Annotated in this window: 17 protein-coding genes; 10 read left to right on the forward strand and 7 right to left on the reverse strand. The window is 40.2% G+C overall.

What is annotated here, in order from left to right; genetic code table 11:
* Window positions 1-116 precede the first annotated feature (116 nt).
* Window positions 117-1,679 carry a M28 family peptidase gene (locus QSE00_RS08050; protein WP_286105557.1) on the reverse strand — a complete coding sequence of 521 codons (1,563 nt, stop codon included), beginning with the start codon at window positions 1,677-1,679 and terminating at the stop codon, window positions 117-119.
* A gap of 317 nt (window positions 1,680-1,996) precedes the next feature.
* Between QSE00_RS08050 and QSE00_RS08055 the strand changes: the two genes are divergently transcribed.
* From QSE00_RS08055 to QSE00_RS08070, 4 genes are all read left to right on the forward strand, one after another.
* Window positions 1,997-2,917 carry a dihydrodipicolinate synthase family protein gene (locus QSE00_RS08055; RefSeq protein ID WP_110355370.1) on the forward strand — a complete coding sequence of 307 codons (921 nt, stop codon included), beginning with the start codon at window positions 1,997-1,999 and terminating at the stop codon, window positions 2,915-2,917.
* A 92-nt stretch (window positions 2,918-3,009) separates the two neighbouring features.
* The gene (locus QSE00_RS08060; RefSeq protein WP_286105558.1) at window positions 3,010-4,593 is read left to right on the forward strand and encodes an aldehyde dehydrogenase (NADP(+)); all 1,584 of its coding nucleotides are present in this window, start codon (window positions 3,010-3,012) and stop codon (window positions 4,591-4,593) included.
* 4 nt (window positions 4,594-4,597) lie between these two features.
* Entirely contained in the window at window positions 4,598-5,605 is a 1,008-nt protein-coding gene (locus QSE00_RS08065; protein ID WP_286105559.1) for a 4-hydroxyproline epimerase, read from the forward strand.
* Between the two features lies 1 nt (window position 5,606).
* On the forward strand, window positions 5,607-6,857 hold the full coding sequence (locus QSE00_RS08070; protein WP_286105560.1) for an NAD(P)/FAD-dependent oxidoreductase: 1,251 nt from the start codon (window positions 5,607-5,609) through the stop codon (window positions 6,855-6,857).
* A 78-nt stretch (window positions 6,858-6,935) separates the two neighbouring features.
* Here the strand turns inward: QSE00_RS08070 and QSE00_RS08075 are convergent, their stop codons facing one another.
* The 4 genes from QSE00_RS08075 to QSE00_RS08090 all read right to left on the reverse strand — a co-directional run bounded on the left by QSE00_RS08075 (window position 6,936) and on the right by QSE00_RS08090 (window position 13,695).
* On the reverse strand, window positions 6,936-8,105 hold the full coding sequence (locus tag QSE00_RS08075) for an efflux RND transporter periplasmic adaptor subunit (protein WP_286105561.1): 1,170 nt from the start codon (window positions 8,103-8,105) through the stop codon (window positions 6,936-6,938).
* A gap of 10 nt (window positions 8,106-8,115) precedes the next feature.
* Window positions 8,116-12,453 carry a CusA/CzcA family heavy metal efflux RND transporter gene (locus QSE00_RS08080; protein ID WP_286105562.1) on the reverse strand — a complete coding sequence of 1,446 codons (4,338 nt, stop codon included), beginning with the start codon at window positions 12,451-12,453 and terminating at the stop codon, window positions 8,116-8,118.
* A gap of 72 nt (window positions 12,454-12,525) precedes the next feature.
* A complete protein-coding gene (locus QSE00_RS08085) occupies window positions 12,526-12,924 on the reverse strand; it encodes a hypothetical protein (RefSeq protein WP_286105563.1) in 399 nt (132 codons plus the stop codon).
* A gap of 66 nt (window positions 12,925-12,990) precedes the next feature.
* Window positions 12,991-13,695 carry a LytR/AlgR family response regulator transcription factor gene (locus tag QSE00_RS08090; RefSeq protein ID WP_110355505.1) on the reverse strand — a complete coding sequence of 235 codons (705 nt, stop codon included), beginning with the start codon at window positions 13,693-13,695 and terminating at the stop codon, window positions 12,991-12,993.
* Between the two features lie 676 nt (window positions 13,696-14,371).
* On the opposite strand from QSE00_RS08090, the gene QSE00_RS08095 reads away from it, so the two are divergent.
* The 3 genes from QSE00_RS08095 (at window position 14,372) to QSE00_RS08105 (ending at window position 16,588) form a co-directional block, all read left to right on the forward strand.
* On the forward strand, window positions 14,372-14,800 hold the full coding sequence (locus QSE00_RS08095) for a VOC family protein (protein ID WP_286105564.1): 429 nt from the start codon (window positions 14,372-14,374) through the stop codon (window positions 14,798-14,800).
* Between the two features lie 110 nt (window positions 14,801-14,910).
* Complete coding sequence (locus QSE00_RS08100; RefSeq protein ID WP_110355362.1) at window positions 14,911-15,321, forward strand: iron chaperone; 411 nt, start codon at window positions 14,911-14,913, stop codon at window positions 15,319-15,321.
* Window positions 15,322-15,640: 319 nt separating this feature from the next.
* Window positions 15,641-16,588 (forward strand): hypothetical protein, encoded by a 948-nt coding sequence (locus QSE00_RS08105; RefSeq protein ID WP_110355361.1) that lies wholly within the window; start codon window positions 15,641-15,643, stop codon window positions 16,586-16,588.
* Between the two features lie 58 nt (window positions 16,589-16,646).
* Here the strand turns inward: QSE00_RS08105 and QSE00_RS08110 are convergent, their stop codons facing one another.
* Window positions 16,647-17,195 (reverse strand): GNAT family N-acetyltransferase, encoded by a 549-nt coding sequence (locus QSE00_RS08110; protein ID WP_110355360.1) that lies wholly within the window; start codon window positions 17,193-17,195, stop codon window positions 16,647-16,649.
* Complete coding sequence (locus QSE00_RS08115) at window positions 17,192-17,839, reverse strand: alpha/beta hydrolase (RefSeq protein ID WP_286105565.1); 648 nt, start codon at window positions 17,837-17,839, stop codon at window positions 17,192-17,194. Before QSE00_RS08115 ends, QSE00_RS08110 begins: the two co-directional genes overlap by 4 nt.
* Window positions 17,840-17,911: 72 nt before the next feature.
* Between QSE00_RS08115 and QSE00_RS08120 the strand changes: the two genes are divergently transcribed.
* From QSE00_RS08120 to menD, 3 genes are read left to right on the forward strand one after another with little or no spacing between them, the layout of a single operon-like run.
* A complete protein-coding gene (locus tag QSE00_RS08120; protein WP_110355359.1) occupies window positions 17,912-18,334 on the forward strand; it encodes a PaaI family thioesterase in 423 nt (140 codons plus the stop codon).
* 1 nt (window position 18,335) lies between these two features.
* Window positions 18,336-19,445 carry a chorismate-binding protein gene (locus QSE00_RS08125; protein WP_286105566.1) on the forward strand — a complete coding sequence of 370 codons (1,110 nt, stop codon included), beginning with the start codon at window positions 18,336-18,338 and terminating at the stop codon, window positions 19,443-19,445.
* 56 nt (window positions 19,446-19,501) lie between these two features.
* A complete protein-coding gene (menD, locus tag QSE00_RS08130; protein ID WP_286105567.1) occupies window positions 19,502-21,256 on the forward strand; it encodes a 2-succinyl-5-enolpyruvyl-6-hydroxy-3-cyclohexene-1-carboxylic-acid synthase in 1,755 nt (584 codons plus the stop codon).
* Window positions 21,257-21,259: the final 3 nt, after the last annotated feature.

Below are 21,259 nucleotides of genomic sequence, written 5' to 3' on the forward strand. Positions count from 1 at the left end.
ATATTATTCCTGGGGAGGGGCTAAAGCAGAAATAGCCACAATTATCACTAATAACAAAGGTGGACAAAACTAGTTCATCCACCTTTTAAAACCTCTTCATCAGAAGCTATATTAAATTACTTGGCTGCTTTGTCCACCTTAAGACGGGCATCCCTATTGGCTATTTCCCAAGCGGTATGAAAAACCAGTCTGATTCTATTTTGCAAGAGGTCATAATTTATTTTGTCCGGTGTATCCCCAGGTTGGTGATAGTCGGCGTGGGTTCCATTAAAATAGAATATGATGGGAATATTATTTTTAGCGAAATTATAGTGATCACTTCTATAATAGAAACGGTTGGGATCATTTTCATCATTATAGGTGTAATCCAGTTCAATATTCATATATTTTTTATTGACCTCTTCGGATAGCTCATGAAGTTCCGTACTCAACTTATCGGAACCAATTAAATAAATATAATTCCTTTCTCCCGTGCGCTTTGGGTCTATTCTCCCTATCATATCAATATTTAAATCGGCTACCGTTTGGGACAACGGAAAAATAGGGTCGTGATCCGCGTAATATTTTGAACCCAAAAGACCTTTTTCCTCTCCGGTCACATGTAGAAAAACAACAGATCTTTTTGGGCCGTGACCCGCATCGGCTGCTTTCTTAAAAGCTTCGGCAATCTCTAAAAGACCAACGGTACCCGAGCCATCATCGTCAGCGCCATTAAAAATCTCTCCCTCCTTATTTACCCCAACATGATCAAGATGTGCTGAAATAATAACATACTCATCGGGTTTTTCCGTACCTTTAATTACGGCCACTACATTCTCCGATTCCACGTCCTGACTGTCACTATCAATATTCAGAACCAATTTGGTGGGAACATTTTTAGAAGTATTTTCGGATTCGATATTAGGGAGAAGCGCATTTGCCACAAGGGCATCGATAAAAAAGCTAAAAAAATCATTTTGCACCTCATCCTTCAAGCCCATGCTTCCGCTATCTTTGTTCTGCATAAAATTAAACCTGTTTTTAAAGCGACCATAGTTGTCCTCGTCAAAATACATTATCCCAATTGCACCTTTACTCGAGGCCAATTCCATTCTTTTGCCTATGGATTCGGACATATTGCTCCAAACGGACTTTTCATTGGTACCTGACAGCCTATAGGTTCCATCGGCGTTCATAGGTTCCCCTGCTTTCAGCAAAACTATTTTCCCCTTTACATCCATGCCTGCATAATCCGAGTAATCCCCCTCCTCAATGCCATGGTTTACATATACTATATTATCATAGCTACCCGTGGCAGCTGTAAATGTCAACAAACCTTCTCCATTTTGGTATTCCTTCCCATTAATGGAAACAGTCCCCTTGGGCAGCTTACTAATGACCAAAGGAACATTTTGAAAGTAATTCCCATCGGACTGGGCAGCAGGAATACCTAGTTCTACATAGTTATCCTTGAGATATTCAACCGCCAATTTCTGTCCTGGCTCTCCGGTGTCCCTACCTTCAAATTCATCCGAAGCATATATATAGAGATGCTCCTTTAATTCGGCTTCTGTAATGGATTCCGCGTAAACCTGGGGGTCAACCGTGGTCTTTACCGGTTCAATTTGTTGGGAAATGGTTTTTTGCGATGAGTTGCAGGCCAACGAAAGTCCTAATGCAACAAACAGTATCTTTTTCATTCAGCTATTTTTAATTAATTCAGAATTTTCCAAAAATAAGGAAATCTTAAAGAAAGAATCTTAGTATTTTTATAAAACTGTTTGGACTATGAAACTTGACCTTATTTAAGTGGTACAAATCCTTAAAAGTTAGAAAAATGAACAAGTTCGATTAAATTCCCATTGTTTAGGATTGGGTAAGGTTCGCATTATTTTTTAACACGTTATTTCCAAAAAGAAGCCACAACAAGTTAATATTATCTCAATTTCGGCTAATATTCCCCTATTAAGAGGCTAATTGTTGTATTAATTTTGTAGTTCATTAAAAAATCTTTGTTATGCAAATAAATTGGGAAGGCGTAATGCCTGCAGTTACTACAAAATTCACTAAAGAGGATACTCTAGACCTAAAAATGTTCGAACTCAATATTCAGGCACAGCTGGAAGCTGGGGTCAGTGCTATTATCCTGGGCGGTACACTTGGGGAAGCCAGTACCTTGACCGATGAAGAGAAAAAGATTTTAATACAAGAGACAGTAAGAATTGTCAATGATAAAATCCCAGTAATCATAAACATAGCGGAACAAACCACCAAAGGTGCCATTGAAGCCGCATATAAAGCTAAAAAATATGGGGCCAGCGGTTTAATGATGCTTCCTCCTATGCGTTACAAGGCGAATGACTTTGAAACGGTTACCTACTTTAAGGCAGTGGCCATGAGTACAGATTTGCCAATAATGATATACAACAATCCTGTAGATTACGGAATAGAGGTAACTTTGGATATGTTCGAAGAATTATTGACCATGCCGAACATACAGGCCGTAAAGGAATCTACCCGGGATATCTCCAACATTACCCGGATTAAAAATAGATTTGGCGACCGTTTGAAGGTGTTTACAGGGGTTGACACTTTAGGATTGGAAAGTGTTCTAATGGGTGCAGATGGCTGGGTTGCTGGTCTGGTCTGTGCTTTTCCTGCAGAAACCGTAGCTATATATAGCTTGGCAAAAACCGGGAGAATTCAAGAAGCCCTAGCTATTTACAGGTGGTTTTTACCTTTATTGGAACTGGATATCAACCCCCAGTTGGTACAAAACATTAAATTGGCAGAAGTGGCTACCGGCATAGGAACGGAACAGGTAAGAGCTCCTAGATTACCTCTTCAGGGAGAGGAAAGAAAAAGGGTGTTGGGAATTATTGAAGAAGGAATGAAGACTAGGCCGACCCTTCCTGATTATAAATCGGAATTGGTTTAAACCAATAATACTTTTAATACCCTCCTAAAAGTATTACTTTAGTCAAGGAAATTCAAGCTCAATAGAGCGAATAAATAAAATTTAAATTTACAATGATTACAGGGAAAAACTATATTGGACTAGATACATCGGCCAAGAACAGTAGAACATATTCAACTTTCAATCCAAAATTGAATAAACCTACGGAATGGATTTTCCATGAGGCCTCTAAGGAAGAGGTAAATGCCGCAATTGACAAGGCTGCGATAGCATTTGAAACATATCGCACTTTCTCGGACAGAAAAAAAGCAGAATTTTTAAGGGCCATAGCCAGTGAAATTGAAGCCTTGGGCGACGAACTGATTTCAGTTTATGTCCAGGAGTCGGGTTTGCCGGAAGGCAGGGCCAAAGGCGAACGCGGTAGGACCATGGGACAACTTCGTGCCTTTGCCACCTTATTGGAGGAAGGCTCATGGGTAGAAGCTACCATAGATACCGCTCAGCCGGACAGGGAGCCGTTGCCAAAAGCGGACATTAGAAAAATGTTGCTTCCCTTAGGTCCTATAGTTGTATTTGGTGCCAGCAATTTCCCATTGGCCTTTTCCACCGCTGGGGGAGATACCGCCAGTGCTCTTGCTGCAGGGTGTCCCGTAATTGTAAAAAGTCATCCCATGCATGCCGGTACCGGAGAATTGGTAGCCTCCGCTATAGCCATAGCAGCCAAAAAAACAGGAATGCCCGATGGTGTATTTTCCAATCTAAACAGTAGTGATTTAGAGGTTGGACAGCTATTAACCGTACATCCCAAAGTAAAAGGGATAGGTTTCACAGGGAGTACCAATGGAGGTATGGCCTTATATAGATTGGCAACACAAAGAAAAGAGCCGATCCCTGTGTTTGCGGAGATGGGCAGTATTAATCCCGTAGTGGTTCTTCCATCTGCCTTGGAAGAAAAAGGGTCCGAATGGGCATCCCAATACGCGGGTTCCATTATGTTGGGAGCAGGCCAATTTTGTACCAATCCAGGACTTATTATTGGCATTAAAGGACAGGCCATGGATAGTTTTACCACCCACTTGGGCAAGGAAATAGAAAAATTGGATCCTACCTGTATGTTGCACCCCAACATACACGAAGGTTATGAAAAAGGAAAAAAGGAATTGTCCTCCCAACCCAACACTAAAGAAGTAGCCTCCTTTAAAGGGCAGGTTGATCCCAATTTTGCCGAACAAAAAGTATTGACCGTTGCGGCAAAGGATTTTTTGGAGAACCCCGTGCTACACAGGGAGGTCTTTGGCCCCTTCTCTATTGTTGTACAATGTCAGGACAAATCGGAATTGGCCACAGTAATCCAGCATTTGGAGGGACAATTAACCGGAACCATCCTAGGAACGGAATCCGAGATAAAATCCAGTCCGGAGGTAGTAAACGCCCTGGTAAATAGAGTAGGACGCATCATCTTCAACGGAGTTCCCACAGGAGTGGAAGTTTGCCCATCCATGATGCATGGAGGCCCATTTCCATCCACTACGGACAGTAGGTTCACTTCCGTTGGAACCTCGGCAATAAAACGATGGGTAAGACCGGTGTCTTTCCAAAGTTGGCCGGAAGAATTATTGCCGGAAGCCTTAAGGAATAATAATCCCTTGGACATTATGAGGCTAGTAAACGGCGAACATACCAAACAGAAAATATAGATTAATGGCCAGGAAGACCTTTTTTTGCGTGGATGCCCATACCTGTGGCAATCCCGTTCGGGTGGTAGCCGGGGGAGGACCAAATCTATTGGGGAACAATATGAGCGAAAAGCGCCAGCATTTCCTTAAAGAGTTCGATTGGATTCGGAAAGGTTTAATGTTTGAACCAAGAGGCCATGATATGATGAGCGGAAGTATTTTTTACCCGCCCACCGACCCTGAAAACGATTTTGGTATTCTGTTTATAGAAACCAGTGGCTGTCTCCCCATGTGCGGACACGGTACTATAGGGGCAATAACCATCGGGATAGAAGAAGGTCTGCTAACCCCAAGGGAACCGGGAAAAATAAGAATGGAAACCCCTGCTGGTTTGGTGAATATCCAGTATCAACAAACAGGCAAAAAGATTGATTGGGTAAAATTAACAAATGTTAAATCGTACCTAGCGGCATCCGAACTGACTGTGGATTGCTCCGATTTAGGGGAGCTCGTCTTTGATGTCTCATATGGCGGCAACTATTATGCTATTATTGATCCACAAAAGAATTTTAAGGGTATCCAGGATTATTCTGCAGGAAAATTGGTCCAATACAGTCAAGAGATAAGGGAGAAGATAAACCTCAAATATCCAAACAAATTTATCCACCCAGAGAATCCAACGATCAATAGTGTGAGCCACATAGAGTGGACGGGGAAAACGATATCACCCGAAGCTACGGCAAGGAATGCTGTTTTTTATGGGGACAAGGCTATAGACAGATCTCCATGTGGTACCGGAACCTCTGCACGTATGGCACAGTGGCATGCCAAGGGGAAGCTAAAAGTGGGAGATGAGTTTATCCATGAAAGTTTTATTGGTTCCCAATTTGTTGGGAAAGTGGAAGAAGAGACTAGTTTGGCCGGAATGAAAGCCATTATCCCCAGTATTAAGGGTTGGGCACAGGTTTACGGCTATAACAATATCATTATTGATGATGATGATCCCTATGCCCACGGTTTTCAAGTAATATAGAATGAAAAAGAACGTATTGATTATTGGCGGGGGAATAGTAGGACTCTGTTCTGCCTACTTTTTACATAAAGAGGGCCATAATGTTACCCTATTGGACAAATCTGATATTAGCTCGGGAGCCTCCTTTGTCAACGCTGGATATATTACCCCCAGCCATATTATTCCCCTTGCTTCCCCTGGGATGATTTTAAAAGGCATTAAATGGATGTTCAATTCATCCAGTCCATTTTATATGCAACCCCGTTGGGATACCGATTTTTTTAAATGGTCCTGGTATTTCCATAAATCCTCCACTAAGGAAAAGGTTGCTCTGGCCATTCCCCTGATCAAGGAGATAAACATATTGAGCAGGGAACTTTTCACTGCTATTAAAAACACTGGGGATTTAGGGGATTTTCAGCTGGAAAGAAAGGGCTTATTAATGTTGTATAAAACCGACGCAGAAGGAGAACATGAAATGGAGGTCGCTAAAAAGGCTTCCTATTTAGGCCTGGAAGTTAATTCCTTGGACAAAAAAGCGTTGAACAAATTACAACCCAACCTTACCATGGATGTTAAGGGAGCCGTTCATTATGAGTGCGATGGACATACCACTCCGACCGAGTTCATGAAAAAAATGTTGGATTATTTAAAGCGAAGCGGTGTAATCATAAAAACCAATGAGGAGGTTACCGATATTGTGACCGATAATGGCCGAATAACCACCGTAATTACAGATAAGACCCAGTATTCACCTGAAGAAATTGTATTGGCGGCAGGCTCTTGGAGTGAAAAATTATCCAAGAAAATGAACCTTAAACTTCCCATACAGGCAGGAAAGGGATATAGTATAAATGTAGCAAGACCTACCGGGATTACCATTCCCGCCATTCTAATGGAAGCCAAGGTAGCGGTAACTCCAATGGCAGAATATACCCGTTTTGCAGGCACCATGGAATTTTCGGGAATTAACGATATTATTAAAAAACAACGTGTTGAGGCCATTGCCAAGGCTGTCTCCCAGTTTTATCCTGAAATAGAAATCAACACCAAAGAAATAGGGGATGCCAAAAGCGGTCTACGCCCAGTTTCTCCAGACGGCCTGCCCTATATTGGAAAATGTAGTTCCTTAAAAAATTTAACCATTGCCACAGGACATTCCATGATGGGATGGAGCCTAGGACCGGTTACAGGACAACTGGTCTCGGAAATAATTTCGGACAAGAAAACATCTATGGACATAAATGGCTTTTCGCCAAATAGAAAGTTCTAATGCACAATACTAGCTGACCAGAAATGTATTTTAAACAGTTTTTACATTTCTGGTCGACTATTGTGTATGCCAAGATGGTTAGTGATCATGACCAGCAGTCTCGCCCAACAAATTAAATCCACCCTTAACGATTACCTGGTCATTATCCTTAAGTTCGCCAACATCGGTGATGGCTATATAACCGTTATAACCGTCACCCGTCTGTACCCGATTTGTTTTAAAAACATTTACCTCATTGTCTTCGGAAACCAGTGATAAAACATATTGCTTGTTGTCCATGGTAACAACACTCTCACTGGGCAAAGCCTTCATAACCCTATTTTCGGTAATAATGGTAGCTTCTACAAACATCCCTACAGCAAAATTGTGATTTTCATCATCATGTAAATGGCCATGTATTTTCACGGTTCTACTGTCAGTATCAATAGAAGTACCGACCAAATATACCTCCGCCTCATAATATTCTTGTGAGGCCTCTGAAATCCTAAAGCGAATTTTTTGATTTTTTTTGATTTTCATAACATCCTTTTCAAACACGGATAATTCCAAATGAATATGGTCCGTATTTATGATCTCCATTATTTCATCTGAAGGGGACACATACATACCCTTACTAACATTTACTTTGGTGATACTGCCATCAATAGGGGCGAAGATGGTTACTTCGGATACAATTATTCCCTTTTCCACATTTCCTGGAGAGATATTTAGCATTTTAAGCTTTTGTCCCAAACCGTTATACCTGGCAAGAGTGCGTTTATATTCGCTCTCCGCCTTTAAAAAATTCTTTTGTGAGGTTATTTGCTCGGCAACCAAACTTTTTTGTCTTTCATATTCCGATTTAAGGTAGCTTAGCTGTTCAAAGCTTTCCTGATATTCCTGTTGTATTTGAACGAATTCCGGATTTTCCAGGCTCAGCAAGGGTTGCCCCTTTTTTACTTTATTACCTATTAAAAGGGGAGTCCTTTTTATATATCCGCCAGAAAAGGCACTAACTATTGCCTTGTTTTGAGGTGGGACATCTATAGTACCCGTAACCTCCACCACCACCGGAAAATTTTGCTGGCTAAGACTCCCTAACGCCATTTCTTCTCCTTCAAATTGAGCTCTTGTAACCTTTATGGTATTTGCATTATCGGCACTTTCCTCCGAAACGCCTTGGTCATTATCTTTATTACTAAAATCCCCACAGCCCATAACATTGAACAAAAGGATGGATAAAAGCGAAATATATAGTATACGTGACATAGTCTTTATTTTATAGGTTTATGAAATTAATTGCAATGACCGTTTGATTATAGGCATTTAAATTTTCCAGATAGGCAAGGGTTATATTATAGCCATTTTCCATACTTTGGATATATTGGAAGAAGTCAATTTCCCCACTTTGATAACTTAAGGTCGCAGTTTTAATAATTTCATCGGCAAGACCCTGACCTTCGGTCTCATAGTAGGACAGTACCTCTTGATACTTTTTTAACTGTCCCATTAGTGAATCGTACTTGACCCTAAGCTGTACCCGGTAATCCTGTGCTTCGGCTTGGGAAATATCCTTGGCTATTTTGGCGGCCTTTATTTTTGAGGCGTTACCACTAAAAAATAATGGAATTTTGATACCCAATTGAAAACCTTGGAGATTCTCTCCCAAATTGGAATTGGTGCCCTGGAAATAATTGAAGTTCAGATCGGGCAATAAATGCTGTTGTTCAAGATTACTTTTGGCTACGAACATTTTACTTCTGTTTTCAAAGTAGGCCATACCAACATTTTCCTCGATATTGATATCCTTTAACTGTAGTTTTTCCATAGGCAGGGTATTGACCAACAAGGTAGAATCTGGTTGTACCACTTTAATCAACTGATTATAGGCAAGCTTAACATCTTCAATGGCTTTTTCATAAAGTGTCTGAAGTTCCCTTTGCTTGGCCTGGGCCGTTATTTTTTCCAAATAATTACTCTCCCCCAATTCAAACTTTCTTTGTGCGGAGTAGGAAAAGCGTTCATACATCCGATTCAATTCACTATAGGTCTTTTCCTTTTGTCTGGCATATTGCAGTTCATGATAGCTAGACGCCAATTCCTGTTCCAGAATTTGCCTTTTCAGCTCATAATTACTACTTTCTATAAGATAATTGGCTTTATTTACTCCTTTGGCAGCAAAATATACGGTTGGGAAAAGGAAATTTTGCTGTACACCGAATACCTTCAATGGTTTGTCGTTAAAGGCTAAGTTATTTTGGTCGTAATGATAATAGAACTCTGTCTTGTCAAAGTTGTAGGCACTTGCTATCAGTGCCTTGGATTCATCTACTTTTAATTTAGATGCTTTTAGACCAGAATTCCCCTTGAGTGCCATTGCACGTATTTCCTCAAAATTAAGTCCTTCCTCCTGTGCTTGAACCGATGTGGCAGACACCATAAACAGTATAATAATTCCCAGTATCTTTGAGCTGCCTTTAATTTGTAACTCCTTGTGTTCATCGTTTAAATGAAAAATAGAGTAGAGGATAGGCAGTACTACCAATGTTAGAATGGTTGCGGTAATAAGCCCCCCAATAACCACGGTGGCAAGTGGTCTTTGCACCTCTGCCCCAACGTTGGTGGAAATAGCCATTGGAAGGAAACCAAGTGCTGCAGCGGATGCAGTAAGCAAAACCGCCCTCAATCTATCTTTGGAGCCTTGGATAATCAACTCATCAGAATCTTCCATACCTTGGTGTTTAAGTTCTTTAAAATGTTCTATCAATACAATCCCATTAAGGACAGCAATTCCGAAAAGGGCGATGAAGCCAACTCCCGCAGAAATACTAAATGGCATGTTCCTTACAAATAAAAGGAGTATACCACCTACAGCTGCCAAAGGAATGGCCGAGTAAATAATCAATGCTTCCCTTATAGATTTAAACGCAAAATAGAGCAATATTAGAATGAGGACCAACGCCACTGGTACGGCAATTTTTAAACGATCCTTGGCACTTTGTAGATTCTCGAACTGCCCTCCATAGGTGATGGTGTAACCTATAGGAAGTTTTACATTTTCCTCGATGAGCCTTTGAACGTCGTCCACTACAGACTGAAGGTCCCTATTCCTCACATTGATACCCACAACGATCCGACGTTTGGTATCGTCCCTGGAAATTTTGGCCGCTCCGGTGGTGTAGGATATCTGGGCCAACTCCCCTAAGGGAATTTTACCCGCTAACGGGGTGTCCACATACAAATTCTTTAAATTGGTAATGTCCTGTCTACTTTTTTGATCCAGCCTTAGGGTAAGATCAAATCGTTTTTCCCCTTCAAAGACACTCCCCAGATTGGCACCTGCAAACCCCATGGAAATAATACTGTTTAAATCGGCAATATTAAGACCGTACCTAGCTATCTTGGCGCGGTCAAATTTTACGTTCATTTGCGGAAGTCCTGCAATTTTCTCTACCGTTATGTCCGCGGCCCCATCAACATTCTTGACCAAATTTTTTATTTCATTCCCTTTCTTATTAAGGATCTCCAAATCTTCGCCGAAAACTTTAATGGCGATATCTGCACGCACTCCCGTTATTAGTTCATTAAAGCGCATTTCAATGGGCTGGGTGAATTCCACCTCCATTCCCGGGATTACGGCCAAGGCCTCCTTAAACTTATCGGCCAGTTCATCCTTACTTTCTGCAGAAACCCATTCCTTTTTGGGCTTAAGGATGATAATAACATCACTCTCCTCCATAGACATAGGGTCCGTGGGCACTTCGGCCGCACCAATTCTGGTAACCACCTGTTTTACCTCTGGAAAATTATCCAATAGTATCCGTTCTATCTTGGTGGTAATTTTAACCGTTTCGCTCAAGGATGTCCCGGTCTTCAAAACAGGTTGTATAACAAAGTCCCCCTCGTCCAGGGTGGGAACAAATTCCCCTCCCATAGTGGTAAATAAATATATGGACCCCCCCAATAGCAAGACAGAAATGGCCAACACCATTTTTTTCTTTTTAAGGGCCCAACGAATAATGGGATCGTAGGATCTATTTAGAAAATCCATAAGGCGTACCGAAATGTTTCTTGGGGACGCGGTAGAGGGTTTAATAAATATTGAAGCTGCTACAGGCACATAGGTAAAACACAGGATCATTGCACCTATTAAAGCAAAACTAAAGGTTAGTGCCATAGGCTTGAACATCTTTCCTTCTACACCACTTAAGGACAAAATGGGAATAAATACGATTAATATGATCAGTTGTCCAAAGATGGCCGAGTTCATCATTTTGGAAGCGCCCTTAATGGTTATTTCATTTTTTAAAGTCTGTTGGGCCTTAGCGCCGAGCAGTTGCAATTCACTCTTTTTAGCGGTTATTTGAAAGGCTATGAACTCAACAATAATAACCGCGCCATCTATAATGATCCCAAAATCTATGGCCCCAAGGCTCATAAGATTGGCATCTACCCCAAAAATGTACATTAAGGAAAGGGCAAATAACAAACAAAGTGGAATTACGGAAGCTACGACCAAACCCGAACGAAGATTCCCCAGCAACAAGACAACGACGAAAATAACGATCAAACAGCCCAAGATCAAATTCTCCGCTACGGTGAAAGTTGTTTTGCCTATAAGCTCGCTACGTTCCAAAAATCCATTGATGAAAACACCTTCAGGCAAGGTTTTGGAAATTGCATCTATGCGCTCATGAACCGCTTCAATAACCTTTTTGGAATTGGCATCCTTGAGCATCATTACCTGTCCCAAAACCTTTTCCCCTTCGCCATTTCCAGTGATGGCCCCAAAACGCGTGGCACTTCCGTAACCAACTTGTGCTACATCCTTAATATAAATGGGAAGGTTGTTGGTGGATTTAACCACAATGTTTTCAATATCCCCCAGCGAGGAAATAAGTCCTTCTCCCCGAATAAAGTAGGCCTGGTTTACTTTTTCGATGTAGCCACCGCCCGAAACACTATTATTTTTCTCCAAGGCCGTAAATATATCGGCAATGGTTATATTCATAGCGTGCAGCTTTTGGGTATTTATGGCCACTTCATATTGTTTTAAATAGCCACCCCAGGTATTTACTTCCACAACCCCTGGAATTCCAGACAGCTGTCTCTTAACCACCCAATCTTGGATAGTACGAAGGTCCATAGCGGAATACTTGTCCCTATACCCCGGCTTGGTATCCAGAATGTACTGATAAATTTCGCCAAGACCAGTGGTGATCGGGCCCATTTGGGGAGTACCAAAACCTTCGGGTATTTTCTCGGAAGCCGATATTAATTTTTCGGAAATTAACTGCCGTGGCAAAAAAGTCCCCATCTTATCCTCAAAGACAATGGTGACCACCGACTGTCCGAATTTTGACACCGAACGAATTTCAATAACGCCAGGTAGGTTGGCCATTTCCAATTCCACCGGATAGGTTATGAATTGCTCCATATCCTGGGTGGACAAATTTTGGGAAGTGGTTATTACCTGTACCTGATTATTGGTTACATCGGGTACGGCCCCAATGGGTATTTGGGTCAAGGAATACAATCCAAAACCTATAATGGATATTGTTAGTAAAAAAACAATCAATTTGTTCTTTACACTGAATAGTATAATATTGGATAACATAATTCATAGATAATAAAGATTACAAGCTATTGAAAAACAACTTGTTAAATAATGATTTAAATCAGTAATGAATTATGCAGTCTTGGGGGGTTGAAAAATGTCGGAATTTTCTATTTGGCGATACGATTCTTGATAAAAAAAGTTTGAAGTGGTATCTGCCACCTGAGGCGTTTTAAGAACCGCGAAATCAGCGCCGCACATTACAAAGGCAATGGAGAAATGGGAACAGGTTTGATGATTAAAGGGCAAATCTTCGTGATCCTCATGTTCTTCCTTATGTTCCAAATTGTGCTGGGTTTTAAGTTCCCCATAATGTTTTGAGATAAAAACCAACAAATTGTCACCGTATTTTTGTTTATGGAACTGGGCATGGGCCAAGAAATCATCCAACTGGGCAACATCAACCATGTCCAAGTTAAAACTTTGGAACAACAATAGTAGAGACAGGGTTATGGAAAATATTTTGCTCATTTATACAGTAAAGATATAAAAAAAATGGCTTTCCCGATATGGGCTCTGCCTTACTTTTCGGGTGTTCTATTCAATTACCACCAAGGCCTTGATCAAGGCCTCTTTTTTATGCCTACTTAAAGGAATGACCTGTTCGTTTATCTCTACCGTGGAACCGTTGAAATTTTCAATTTTTTCCAGATTAACGGTATAGGACTTATGGATTCTCAAAAATTTATCCTTGGGCAATTGTTTGGCAAATGCCTTCATGGTAGAAAGTACTAAAGTCTTTTTTCCATTTGAGATAACTTTTACATAATCTCCATAAGCCTCTATCCATAAAATCTCGTTCAGGACTAATTTTGTTTTCTTTAGGTTACTATTTACATATATGTACTCTAGCACTACCTCCTCTGCATTTTGAAGTTCATACTTGTTGATCGCCTTTCTAATGGAGACATCGAAGCGCTTTTTATCCAATGGTTTCTGTAAATAATCGGTTACATCATAATCAAAGGCCTTCATTGCATAATTCGGGTTACCGGAAACAAGGATAACCTGAGGTTTATGCTCCATGGATTCCAAGAACTCAAACCCGTTAAAGCCCGGCATTTCAATATCCAAAAAAATTAAATCCACAATACTGCTTCCTATGTCGTTTTTGGCATCCAAACCATTATCGTATTCATTTATAAGATCCAGCTTGGAATGTTCCTTTATAACCTTGGCCACTGCACGTCGCTGTAAGGTGGAGTCGTCTATTAAAATGCATTTTAATTTAGTGTTTTTCATGGTCGAAATTTGAACAAGCCACCATAAGGTATTAAAGTTGAGCAAGACCAAAGTTTGGGAACAGCCCAAATTTCCCGCTACCATTGGCCACAGGAATACCATCAACTTTAATGCCCAGGGTTAGTGTTTGGCATTTTATAAGAAACAAATATACAGTATGTTATACTAAAATTAATTCTAAATTATTATAAATCGCCGAACCCTTATGCAATAAGGGTTGACGCAATTTAGTACCTGAATATGTCGACAAAAAAAATGGGTTTTGAGGTTCAACAAATGAAATGCACCTCCTAAAAACCAGACATTTTATATTACCTGGAAGTTGGCCAACCTATCGTATTTCAATCAACTACGATTAGTGTAGTCCTCTTGACAATAGTTTGGAAATTTTCATTTTTCCATTAACAAATATAGCACTGTCAAGGGCAAATAAAAGGTATTAAACCTCAGGGCAAGCCTGTCTGCCGACAAAGGCAGGCCTGTCTGCCGACAAAGGCAGGCCCCGAACCCAATAATTAGGAATCGACCCTAGGGTAGAGCTATGGTCACAATTCACTTCCCGGAATTATCTAAATTGAATTATCTTTATAAAATCATCCCCCAAATCCATGTTTCAAATATGTACCCAAACTATGTAACTCCAAAGAGAATTATTCTCAACTAAAACCTAATTGTAATGAAAGTACATCCTTATTTAAATTTTGCCGGGCAGGCAGAGGAAGCGTTTAATTTCTATAAATCGGTCTTTGGAGGCGAGTTTTTGGCCAATATGAAAATGTCTGAAATCCCTGAAAGTGATAAACTCTCCGAGCAAGAACAAAACCTTACCATGCACATTTCCCTACAAATTGCAAAGGACACTGTTTTAATGGCTTCGGATATTATGCCTTCGGCCGGACAGGTTTTACAAGCAGGCAGCCAAACCTATATCATGTTGACTACAGAAAGTAGAGAGGAAGCTGATCGATTGTTCAAGGGACTTTCCATAGGAGGTAATGTTGAAATGGATATGGATGATATGTTCTGGGGCGATTATTTTGGCAGCTTCGTTGACAAGTTCGGTATTCGATGGATGATCAGCTTCAACGAAGACCAATCAATGTAAGTTATGCTTCGCATAATCTTTGGATCTTAAATTAAACACACAACATACAAGTGTTTAAAAATCAACAATTTAATGGAATTATATTGACTTTTAATTCTAAATAAACCATTATGTCCAAGATCACCTCAAAAAACACTGTAGAAGATGTTTCAACATACATTGCCAATTGTCCGACAAAAATGCAGGAGGTTTTGGAAAAATTGCGAAATACCATACTAAGGGCAGCGCCCGAGGCGGAAGAATTGATAAGTTACAAAATGCCAGCCTATAAATACCATGGTATGTTGGTGTACTTTGCTGCCCACAAAAAACATATCGGATTCTATGCCACACCTACGGGCCATAAAGAGTTTGAAAAAGAATTGGCGCCCTACAAACAAGGGAAGGGCTCCGTTCAATTTCCATTGGACCACCCCTTGCCTTTGCCTTTAATTACCAAAATCGTAAAATTTAGAGCAAAGGAGAACCTTGTAAAACATCAAAGTAAACTACCTCGGGGCAAGCCCGCGAGGCATTTGTAGGAAACGAACTTTAATTTTCGAGGCAAGTCTCGGGGTATTATACCCTTTGGCGGTGCCAATAAAAATTAGGTCTTGGATAGAATGCCAACAGCTGGCAGACCTTTATAACATGGGTCTTGATTATATTATTATGGTTGGGGACAAAATTACAACCGACTTCAATTTCTACGTAAATTTCCAATTTTCTAACTTAGTGGTTACCAAAATTAAATGAAACCATACTATATCATAGGTCCATTATGGCCAAAAGCCCAATACTATGCTATTGTTATCTTCTTTTTTGCTTTTATTATGACTTATTAAAGACTAATTTTGGCATATGATGAAAAACTACTTGATCCATATTCTTTTGCGTATTGCCCTTGTTCTGGGTATTGCCTTCCCTCTAGGTACGTCCGCTCAAGAAATAAAAGTGTTTTCTGTGGAAGATTTTGATTTAAACGGCCCCGTTAAATCCTGCTTGGTTTCGACCGACTATGGAAAAGAGGAATATGCCTTCAACGAAGATGGCCTTCTTACAAAGGCAGTTACGCGTTATAATGATACGGATTACGACATAACAATTTACAAGCTGGATGGATCTGCACTATTGGAAAAACGGCTGGAAAATTATAGGGATGGCGTTTTTGTAAAGAATACCTCCATTGCCAATTTTTATGAATTGGATACCACTGAAGGGAAAAAGATTACGGAAAAAATAATTTCATATAACAAGGAATTCTTAGAGCAATACGAATATAGCTATGGGGAGGATGGCAAGCTTTCTACCATAAAGCGAATCAATGACAGCGGTATTGATGAAACTGCCCTGAAATATGAAGTTTATAAAGGAGAGTTTACCGTTACTTATTATTTGAACGATATTATATTCAAATCAATAAGAACCTCCAAGGTAAAAGGAAAAGACAATACGGTCCACAAAATGATTCTGACCAAGGAATTTCTGGAAGGCTTACCTCAAAAGGCCCTGGAACAAACCTATGACAATTCCAATAAATTAGTTTCCGAAAAAAAGTTCGTCTACAACGAGGGCCAAAAAACCTTTATTCCTACCGAGAGTTTTATTTACACGTACAATGACAAGGGTATGCTAACTTCACTAAAGACCCTAGTTGGTAAATCTGTGAAAGTCCAAGAATTTATCTACCAATATGATAGCCACGAATCGGGCAACTGGATCAAACAGATCATTACCCCGGACAACACTTATAAAACCAGAAAAATCAAATATTACGAAAAGGAACCTATAGAGGAAGTCAAATCCTAAATCTTTTTTTTAATTACAAAAGTATGGATTTACCCCACTTTGAAGATACTTCAAAGCGTTAGCCCCATTCCTCCTTTAAAATACCATAACAACAGGTATTTCTTTTAAACCCATCCAGCAGGTAAACATTTTTGCGCAAAATACCCTCCAATTTCGCCCCCAATTTCTCCACTGCCCTTCGGGAACGAACATTGCGCTCGTCGATTCTAAATTCAACCTTTTCGAACAACATTTCATTAAACACATAATTGATCATGAGAAGTTTTGCCTGACCATTGAGCCCAGTGCCTTGAAATTCCCTTCCAATCCAGGTAGCACCTATTTCAAGAACCTTATTTTTCCGGTCGATATTCATAAATCGGGTACTTCCTGCGTACTTTTCATTTTTTTTGTCATATATGATGAAAGGCATTGCCAAAAAACTCCTTTCTTTTTCCAAAGCTTGTTCAACGTAATTTTTTAGAGCTTCGGAAGTCTCAATATCGGAAGGGGAATACTGAACAAGCTTTTTCTGACCGGCAATAGGAAGTAAATAATGGTAGTTGCCCAAAGAGAGTGGCGACAGTTTCACAAAATCGTTTTCCAGGATCGGGGTGGCATTTTTCATTTAATTAGGTTGATTAAAACTTCCTTGTTTATTTCATGTCCGCCTTCAAATTTAATCAATTCGGCTTTTCCATTGAATAGGGAATCCATTTTTTCCTTCTCATTTTCAAGACGGGCTTTGGTTATAAATTGATCTTGGTTGCCCACTACCAATTTTATCCTGGCATTTCCGGTATGTAAAAATTTAAAATCCTCTGGAGTGAGTTCCTCTGGAATTCGTCCTGCATATAATATTAATTGATCCAGTTCTATTTTACGTTTCGCAGTCCAACGGGTAGCTATGGATACCCCTTGGGAAAACCCCAATACCAATAGTCGGCAATGGGCGGGAATTTTTTCCGTGGCAAAGAGCTTATCCATATAGTTCAGAACATTTGTCGTTTCCAAGGCCGTGTTTTCCTTCGTAAGCCAACTAGCCCCAACATGCTTGAAATCCGTGTTCAAATAATACTTTGAGGGAGCTTGTGGGGCTATTATATAATTTTCTTCTTTGGGCAGTTCACTAAAATATTTAATAAAATACCTGCTCAAAAACCCAATACCGTGAAATACGATCCACACGTTCCTTGTCTTTTCATTTAAGGTATTCATGGTACTGTAGGTATTGGCCGTTGTGTATGAAATTTGTTTTTCTTCTGATGACATAAATTTTGGGATAAGGGATAAAGTAACGCAATTGTTGAATTTCTAATGCTTAATTTTACAAAAAAATAATTCATGAACGAATACAAAGAAAAAATTCTGAAAATTTGTAATGAGTCCAACAAGGCTACCCTAATGGAAACCTTGAAGATAGAATACATAGATGTGGGAGAGAATTATTTGGTGGCGAAAATGCCAGTTACTTCCCAGGTTCATCAACCAGACGGAGTATTACACGGTGGGGCAACGGTAGCCTTGGCCGAAAGTGTAGGAAGTATGGCTTCCCATATATTTTTGGATACCAAAGAATTTTTTGTTCGTGGATTGGAAATTTCGGCCAATCATGTCAAGAGTATCAAGGAAGGTGATGTTTACGCCAGGGCAGAGGTGGTACATAAAGGACGTACTACACAAATCTGGGATATCAAAGTAACGGATAAAGACGGTAAGCTAATTTCGATCTGCAAACTTACCACCATTGCCTTATCAAAAAAATAGTATGTCCCTAGGTTTTTTGGATCAAATAAAAGAACAGTATCGTAAAGGGCTGCCATTTGTGGCTTATAGGAAACCCAATGAGGGTGATGTAAAGGTAATTTTTCAAAATGACCCTGAGATACATTATGTAACCGACTATACCGAGTGCGGTTTTGTTTTTGCCCCCTTTGATGGGGACAGACCTGCGGTGTTAATTAGAAAAGACAAGGCTATTGCCGAAGCCTTTGGGGCGGTTCCAAAACATTCCGGAAATCCTTTACCAAGAACTATTGACCAGGACGCCGATAAGGATATTTATCTTAAACTAATAGAACGGGCGATCAGTAGTATCGATTCGGGAAATATAAGAAAGGTGGTCCTTTCCAGAAGTATAGAGGTGCAAACCTCCAAGACCTCCTTTGTTATGTTCAACGATTTGCTGACCCAATACCCAAAAGCTTTCTGCTATATTTGGTTCCACCCAAGGGTTGGTCTGTGGCTGGGAGCCACCCCCGAGATATTTCTTGAAACCGAAAACAATAAATTTAGAACCATGTCTTTGGCCGGCACCCAACTGCACAGGATAGGCAAGGAACCTATTTGGCAAGAAAAGGAACTGGAGGAGCAGCAGATGGTGACCCAGTTCATCCGTAGTTCACTGGAAGATAAGGCTACCCCTCTAAAGGTATCGGAGACAAGTTCATTTAAAGCGGGGAATCTTTGGCACCTAAAAACATCCGTGACCGGGAACATAAATAATTCGCGGCTTGAAGAAATAATAGGGGCCCTACATCCAACACCTGCCGTTTGCGGGCTACCCAAGAAAGCGGCCAAAGAATTTATATTGGACAATGAGAACTATGATCGGCAATTTTATACCGGTTTTTTGGGGGAGTTGAATTTCAAGGAAGATATCAGCAGACCGTCAACAAGAAGAAATCAGGAAAATATGGCTTACAGGACCATAAAGAACAAGACCTCTTTATTCGTGAATTTAAGATGTATGCAAGTATTGGGAAATAAGGTTAAAATTTATGTTGGTGGCGGCTTAACGAGCAGGTCCGTACCTGAAAAAGAATGGCAGGAGACCAAGGACAAAAGTAACACCATGTTAAATATAGTTTTAAAATAAACCAAAAAGCAACAATGTATTGGTTTTAGAAAAACCTGAGTTGTAATTTTGCAATAATGAAATATTCCAGTATTCCCACAGCACAGTCCCTTGTCCATCACTGCAAGGCACGCGGTGTTAAAAACATAATCATTTCCCCGGGATCAAGAAATGCCCCCTTGACCATAAGTTTTTCGGAAGACCCTTTTTTTACTTGTTACAGTATTGTTGACGAGCGTTGTGCTGCGTTTTTTGCCCTGGGCATAGCACAACAACTAAAACGGCCTACTGCGATCCTGTGCACTTCCGGAAGCGCCTTGCTCAATTATTATCCTGCCATTGCGGAAGCTTTCTATAGCGATATACCCATTATTGTTATTTCTGCGGACAGGCCATCCTATAAAGTTGATATTGGGGACGGACAAACCATAAGACAGAACAATGTGTTTGAAAATCATATTGGGTATTCGGCAAACCTCAAGCAGGATGTCTGCCATGCTACCCATAAAGTACGGAAATATGACCCTGTTCAATTGGCGGGCCATACCGTTGAGCAATCCCAGGCCCTGGTTCAAAAATACAATGATAAGATTCTCAACAAGGCTCTAAACATAGCCATTGCCAATAATACTCCGGTACATGTAAATATTCCGTTCGAAGAGCCTTTATATGATACAATGGATGAATCCCCAATTTTGCCACAAATTGATTTGTTGGAGGTCCAGGCTAAAAATGGCCAGGAAGAATGGAAGGAATATATTGATCGCTGGCAAAACGCTTCACGGAAAATGGTTTTGGTAGGGGTAAATGCGCCTAACGAAGTTGAAAAAATCTATTTGGATATGCTGGCAAAAGACCCAACGGTTGTGGTACTTACAGAATGCACCTCCAATATATTCCACCCCAACTTTTTCCCCAATATAGACAGTATCATAGCTCCCATTGAGAAATCCGCCAACAAGGACGAATTGTTCCAAATGCTCCGTCCCGAAATTGTCCTAACCTTTGGAGGACTGATTGTCTCGAAAAAAATAAAAGCCTTTTTAAGGGATTATTCCCCGCTTATGCATTGGCACGTAAATCCCAAAAAAGCGTATAATACCTTTTTTTGTCTAAATAAACATTTTAAAACAAGTCCCAATGAACTATTTAAAAACCTTTTGACAGACACCTCGGCCAAGGAAGGCTCCTATTACGAGTATTGGGCGAAAAGGAGGGATCGTTACAGGGTAAAAAGAAAACAGTACTTACTGGAAATACCATTTTCGGACATGTGGGTGTTCCACAAGGCCTTGGGAAGCATTCCGAAAAACTACCAGCTACAATTGTCCAACAGTTCTACGGTGAGATATGCCCAATTATTCGATTTGGAGCCCTCTATCCGTGTTTACTGTAATCGAGGTACCAGCGGTATAGACGGGAGTACTTCAACGGCCGTAGGAGCTTCAATTTACGAGCAAAATCCAACCTTGTTGATTACAGGCGATTTAAGTTTTATATACGACAGCAATGGTTTATGGAATAATTATATTAAGCCAAGTTTTAGGATAATTGTCATTAACAATAATGGTGGTGGCATTTTTAGGATCCTGCCCGGTAAAGAGGAAACAGACAATTTTAACACCTTTTTCGAGACAACCCATACGCTTAAGTTACAATCCCTGGCCAAAATGTATGGCTTTAAATTTGAATCTGTTTCCAATAAAACCGACTTAAACAAGGCCATGAAGAACTTTTATAACGAATCAGAAAAACCCAAAATCCTGGAAATAAAAACGCCAAGATTATTGAATGACAATATTTTGCTTAGTTATTTTGATTTCATATCTTAGAAG

This window comes from Arenibacter flavimaris (assembly GCF_030291335.1).
Classification (GTDB): domain Bacteria; phylum Bacteroidota; class Bacteroidia; order Flavobacteriales; family Flavobacteriaceae; genus Arenibacter.

Bases quoted from the DNA above. Each gene is read 5' to 3' on its own strand.
- QSE00_RS08050 (WP_286105557.1), bottom strand. From the start codon at position 1,679: ATGAAAAAGATACTGTTTGTTGCATTAGGACTTTCGTTGGCCTGCAAC.
- QSE00_RS08115 (WP_286105565.1), bottom strand. From the start codon at position 17,839: ATGTCATCAGAAGAAAAACAAATTTCATACACAACGGCCAATACCTAC.
- QSE00_RS08065 (WP_286105559.1), top strand. From the start codon at position 4,598: ATGGCCAGGAAGACCTTTTTTTGCGTGGATGCCCATACCTGTGGCAAT.
- QSE00_RS08120 (WP_110355359.1), top strand. From the start codon at position 17,912: ATGAACGAATACAAAGAAAAAATTCTGAAAATTTGTAATGAGTCCAAC.
- QSE00_RS08055 (WP_110355370.1), top strand. From the start codon at position 1,997: ATGCAAATAAATTGGGAAGGCGTAATGCCTGCAGTTACTACAAAATTC.
- QSE00_RS08095 (WP_286105564.1), top strand. From the start codon at position 14,372: ATGAAAGTACATCCTTATTTAAATTTTGCCGGGCAGGCAGAGGAAGCG.
- menD (WP_286105567.1), top strand. From the start codon at position 19,502: ATGAAATATTCCAGTATTCCCACAGCACAGTCCCTTGTCCATCACTGC.
- QSE00_RS08075 (WP_286105561.1), bottom strand. From the start codon at position 8,105: ATGTCACGTATACTATATATTTCGCTTTTATCCATCCTTTTGTTCAAT.
- QSE00_RS08105 (WP_110355361.1), top strand. From the start codon at position 15,641: ATGATGAAAAACTACTTGATCCATATTCTTTTGCGTATTGCCCTTGTT.
- QSE00_RS08110 (WP_110355360.1), bottom strand. From the start codon at position 17,195: ATGAAAAATGCCACCCCGATCCTGGAAAACGATTTTGTGAAACTGTCG.
- QSE00_RS08090 (WP_110355505.1), bottom strand. From the start codon at position 13,695: ATGAAAAACACTAAATTAAAATGCATTTTAATAGACGACTCCACCTTA.
- QSE00_RS08085 (WP_286105563.1), bottom strand. From the start codon at position 12,924: ATGAGCAAAATATTTTCCATAACCCTGTCTCTACTATTGTTGTTCCAA.
- QSE00_RS08070 (WP_286105560.1), top strand. From the start codon at position 5,607: ATGAAAAAGAACGTATTGATTATTGGCGGGGGAATAGTAGGACTCTGT.
- QSE00_RS08100 (WP_110355362.1), top strand. From the start codon at position 14,911: ATGTCCAAGATCACCTCAAAAAACACTGTAGAAGATGTTTCAACATAC.
- QSE00_RS08060 (WP_286105558.1), top strand. From the start codon at position 3,010: ATGATTACAGGGAAAAACTATATTGGACTAGATACATCGGCCAAGAAC.
- QSE00_RS08080 (WP_286105562.1), bottom strand. From the start codon at position 12,453: ATGTTATCCAATATTATACTATTCAGTGTAAAGAACAAATTGATTGTT.
- QSE00_RS08125 (WP_286105566.1), top strand. From the start codon at position 18,336: ATGTCCCTAGGTTTTTTGGATCAAATAAAAGAACAGTATCGTAAAGGG.